We start from the raw sequence: 3,403 nt of genomic DNA on the forward strand, positions 1-3,403 counted from the left end.
CCTCCGTTGCCGACCCCGCTCCCCCCGCGCCGACCAGCAGATGGAACAGCACCGCCATCCGCACGTGCACCCCGTTGGAAACCTGTTGCAGCACCGCCGATTGGGTGGAGTCGGCCACCGAGGAGGTGATCTCCATCCCGCGCAGCATCGGCCCCGGGTGCAGCACCACGGCGTGGCCGGGCAGCATCGCCTGGCGCCGCTCGGACAACCCGTAGCGCACCGAGTACTCGCGGGCCGACGGGAAGAACCCGCCGGTCATCCGTTCGGCCTGCACCCGCAGCATCAACACCGCGTCGGCGGCGGGCAGTTCGGCATCGAAATCGTGGGAGACGGTGACCGGCCAGTCGGCCACCCCGACCGGCAGCAGCGTCGGCGGCGCCACCAGCACCACCTCGGCACCCAGGGTGGCCAACAGCATGACGTTGGACCGGGCGACCCGGCTGTGCAGGATGTCGCCGACGATCACGACACGCTTGCCCTCGATCCCGCCGAGGCGTTGCCGGATGGTCAATGCGTCCAGCAGCGCCTGGGTGGGGTGCTCGTGGGTGCCGTCACCGGCGTTGATCACCGCCGGGCCACCCTCGTCGCGGGCGGTCCAGTCGGCCAGCAGCTGCGCCGCGCCGGACGCCGGGTGCCGGATGACCAGCGCGTCGGCGCCGGCGGCGCGCAGCGTCAGCGCGGTGTCGCGCAGCGACTCCCCCTTGCCCACCGAGGATCCCGTCGCGGACACGTTGATGACGTCGGCGCTCATCCATTTGCCGGCCACCTCGAACGACACCCGGGTGCGGGTGGAGTTCTCGTAGAACATGGTGATCACGGTGCGCCCGCGCAGCGTCGGCAGCTTCTTGACCTCGCGGCCCAGCAGCGCCTGCGCGAACCGGTCGGCGTCGTCGAGGATGGCGGTGGCCTCGTCGCGGCTCAGGTCGCCGGCGGCTAGCAGGTGTCTACTCATCGCGACAGCACCACCTGATCGCGGTCGTCGTGTTCGCTCAGCAGCACGTGCACGCTCTCCCCCCGCGCGGTCGGCACGTTCTTGCCGACGTAGTCGGCGCGCACCGGCAGCTCCCGGTGGCCGCGGTCGACCAGCACCGCCAGCTGCACCGCGCGGGGCCGGCCCAGGTCGCGCAGCGCGTCCAGCGCCGCGCGCACCGACCGGCCGGCGAACAGCACGTCGTCGACCAGGATCACCAGCGCGTCGTCGACGCCGCCGGCCGGGATCGAGGTGGCCTCCAGCGGCCGCGGCGGTTGGCGCATCAGATCGTCGCGGTACAGGGTGATGTCCAGCGCGCCGTGCGCGACGTCCACGCCGCAGAATTCGCTGATCTTGCCGGCCAGCCGCCGGGCCAGGATGACCCCGCGGGTCGGAATCCCCAGCAGCACCACGCGGGGGGCGTCGGGGCCGTCGAGCGCGGTCTTTTCGATGATCTGGTGGGCGATCCGAGAAATGGTGCGCCCGACGTCGGCCGAGGACATCAATTCCCGGTCCGTGCTGGCATTACCTGCAGCGCCCATGCGCGACCGCAGACCTCCTTCTCCGCCTCACGGGACGGATCGTTAAAGGATGTCGAACTGCCCGGCAGCCTAGCACCTGGCATTACGCTGGCGAAAATGACCGGCCCCGCTGATTCGCCCGCGTCGTCCGGGCTGCCGCTGGACTTCGACGCCCTCTACCGCGGCGAAAGCCCCGGCGACGGCGTCCCGCCCATGACGACACCGCCGTGGGACACCAAAGCTCCCAAGGACAACGTCCTCGGCTGGCACGCCGCCGGCCTGGTGCACGGCACGGTGCTGGACATCGGCTGCGGGCTGGGCGACAACGCGGTCTATCTGGCGCAGCAGGGCTTCGCGGTGACCGGGCTGGACATCTCCCCGACCGCGCTGATCACCGCCGAACGCCGCGCCGCCCACGCCGGGGTAGACGTGCGGTTCGCGGTGGCCGACGCCACCCGGCTGGACGGCTACACCGACGCGTTCGACACCGTCATCGACAGCGGCATGTTCCACTGCCTGCACGACGACGGCAAACGCCGCTACGCCGCCGCGCTGCACCGCGCCACCCGGGCCGACGCCACCTTGCTGCTGTCCTGTTTTTCCGATGCCAACGACCCGCCCGACCCGGACCGGCCGCGGCCGATGGTCACCGAGCAGAGTTTGCGTGACATCCTGGGCGGCGCGGGCTGGGACATCGTGTCGCTGACCCCGGCGACGGTGTACCGCGAAGGGTGGGGCGGGGAGATGACGTTCTGGTACGTCGTGGCGCAGCGGCTAGCCTGAGCGGGTGAATCTCGACCGCAACCAGGCGTCGATCCGCGAGGCCTGCGACGCCGGGCTGCTCGCCGGCGCGGTGACCCTGGTCTGGCAGCGCGGGAAGGTGCTGCAGGTCAACGAGATCGGCTACCGCGACGTCGACGCCGGGCTGCCGATGCAGCGCGACACGCTGTTTCGGATCGCGTCGATGACCAAACCGGTCACCGTGGCCGCGGCGATGACCCTGGTCGACGAGGGCAAGCTGGCGCTGCGCGACCCGATCATCCGCTGGCTGCCCGAGTTCGCCGACATGACCGTGCTGGCCGATCCGGCCGGACCGCTGGACAACACCCGCCCGGCGCGGCAGCCGATCACGGTCGAGGACCTGATGACCCACCGCAGCGGCCTGGCCTACGGCTTCACCGTGGACGGGCCGATCGCCCGGGCGTATCTGCGGCTGCCGTTCGGGCAGGGACCCGACGCCTGGCTGGCCGCCCTCGCCGAGCTGCCGCTGGTGCATCAGCCCGGCGACCGGGTGACCTACAGCCACGGCATCGACGTGCTGGGGGTGCTGCTGTCGCGGATCGAGGGCAAACCGTTTTACCGGGTGCTCGACGACCGGATCCTGGCTCCGCTGGGCATGGCCGACACCGGGTTTTTCGTCTCGGCGGCCGCACGCCGCCGCGCCGCGACCATGTACAGCCTCGCGGAGGACAACACGCTGCGCCACGACGTGATGGGCCCGCCGCACATCGCGCCGCCCAGCTTCCCCAACGCCGGCGGCGGGTTGTGGTCGACGATCGACGACTATCTGGCGTTCGCCCGAATGTTGTTGGCCGACGGGATGTTCGACGGCACCCGGGTGCTGTCCAGCGACGCGGCGGCCGCGATGCGCACCGACCGGCTGACCGCTGAGCAGAAGCGGCACCCGTTTTTGGGCGCCCCGTTCTGGGTGGGCCGCGGGTTCGGGTTGAACTTGTCGGTGGTGACCGATCCGGCCGCGTCGCGGCCGCTGTACGGGCCGGGCGGGGCCGGGACGGTCAGCTGGCCCGGCGCCGACGGCACCTGGTGGCAGGCCGGTCCCAGCGGCGGGCTGGTCCGGCTGGACCGGGTCCAAAACCCCCCCCCCCCGGCCCCCGGGGGCGGGGGCGGGGGG

Annotated in this window: 4 protein-coding genes; 2 read left to right on the plus strand and 2 right to left on the minus strand. The window is 71.8% G+C overall.

What is annotated here, in order from left to right:
- Both BKN37_RS26480 and pyrR read right to left on the minus strand, forming a co-directional pair.
- Positions 1–952, minus strand: a 952-nt coding sequence (locus BKN37_RS26480; RefSeq protein ID WP_071030209.1) for an aspartate carbamoyltransferase catalytic subunit, incomplete at its 3' end; no start/stop codon positions are given.
- Positions 949–1,512, minus strand: a complete 564-nt coding sequence (pyrR, locus tag BKN37_RS26485) for a bifunctional pyr operon transcriptional regulator/uracil phosphoribosyltransferase PyrR (protein WP_071030211.1) — start codon at positions 1,510–1,512, stop codon at positions 949–951. The genes BKN37_RS26480 and pyrR, both read right to left, overlap by 4 nt.
- A gap of 96 nt (positions 1,513–1,608) precedes the next feature.
- On the opposite strand from pyrR, the gene BKN37_RS26490 reads away from it, so the two are divergent.
- Together BKN37_RS26490 and BKN37_RS26495 are read left to right on the plus strand one after the other, a co-directional pair.
- Positions 1,609–2,274 (plus strand): class I SAM-dependent methyltransferase, encoded by a 666-nt coding sequence (locus tag BKN37_RS26490; RefSeq protein WP_071030213.1) that lies wholly within the window; start codon positions 1,609–1,611, stop codon positions 2,272–2,274.
- Between the two features lie 4 nt (positions 2,275–2,278).
- On the plus strand, positions 2,279–3,403 hold a 1,125-nt coding region (locus BKN37_RS26495), incomplete at its 3' end, for a serine hydrolase domain-containing protein (RefSeq protein ID WP_071030215.1).

The organism is Mycobacterium talmoniae (assembly GCF_001854525.1).
Lineage (GTDB): Bacteria > Actinomycetota > Actinomycetes > Mycobacteriales > Mycobacteriaceae > Mycobacterium > Mycobacterium talmoniae.